Below are 1169 nucleotides of genomic sequence, written 5' to 3'. Positions count from 1 at the left end.
TCTACTCCGTCGATGGTTTGGAAGTCAATTCCAGCCGTTCCTGCTCCTTTATTGGTTGCCACTTTCTCAAAAGCTACATAGTAGCTTATGATATTATTGGTTAACCATTGATAAGTGCGCTTCGATATGTTCTTGCTATCTTTTGATTTCGTCTCAATTCTGTTTAAATGCGTAGTTAGTTTTGAAATTTTACTTTCTTTTGATAGCATATAGCCACCGCCCTTATACGTCTTTAAACTCGAAATATTATTTCCTCCTTCGCCCTATATCATGCTTTCCATGACTTCCTGGTTGGGCGATTATCTTAACTATTCCAAATTAAGTTTTACTCCAACGACTACTATGATTCTGCTTTTTCCTTGAATCCATAAGACTTTTTATCTTCTTATGTTTAGGTTTTAACCTTGATTTTTAGGAAGATCCAAGTTACTCTTATTAACTACGTGAAATCTTTAGGGACGCTGACCTTGGCATTAACTTATGAGTTTGTACCTCTTAAGGTAGGTAAATACCGTTTAGCTAGGTGAGTTAAGATGTTAGTATTTAAACCAGAAAAGGATTATTTTCCCTTCAATAATATAAATAATCTAGATACATAATTATTTATTTCCATCCTACAAGTCATTTCAGTTCCTTTTAACTTGGTTTGCACATTACTCTACTTATTTGCATTTAGGTCCGTTTCAGGACTTCTCCTTGGAATTCTTTCTTCTCGCGAAATCCTCTTGGTTATGAACTTCACCTCAATTCGCTTTTATTCTTTACTGTAATCTATCATTCTTTCGTTTGATAAACCAAGAATATGAAGTATGTGATTATCACACATTGCGATTCGTTAATTCGCTGTTAATAAAGCCTCTTTGGCGCCCAATCTAGGTGCATGAATACTTTTTTTATTGATAATGCTTTTAACACTGTTTTTTTTATTAATAATAAAAATAAATCCGTTTTGTTTTTTTCATTAGGATTACAAAAACAATTTTTAAGATTTTTTTGTATTTCTTGTTCTAGTTTTTATTCTTGTTTTTTAAAATCTAAATTTTTCATATTTCATTTTCTTTTTTTTGGTTAACAAAAAAGTTGAAATTGTTTTAATAAAATAAAAAAAGTTTAACTTATTCAGTTAAAATTAGTTAATATTTTAAATTAAATTATTGTTGATGGAATTG

Annotated in this window: 1 pseudogene; it reads right to left on the bottom strand. The window is 30.1% G+C overall.

Features of this window, described 5'->3' with window-relative positions:
• A pseudogene (locus tag KTO59_RS04355) lies at positions 1-209 on the bottom strand (group II intron reverse transcriptase/maturase); the annotation flags it as partial.
• Positions 210-1169: the final 960 nt, after the last annotated feature.

This window comes from Candidatus Phytoplasma sp. AldY-WA1 (assembly GCF_020312115.2).
GTDB lineage: Bacteria > Bacillota_I > Bacilli_A > Acholeplasmatales > Acholeplasmataceae > Phytoplasma > Phytoplasma vitis.
Note: the sequence above shows the minus strand (reverse complement) of the source record. Positions and strands in the feature narration are given on the sequence as shown.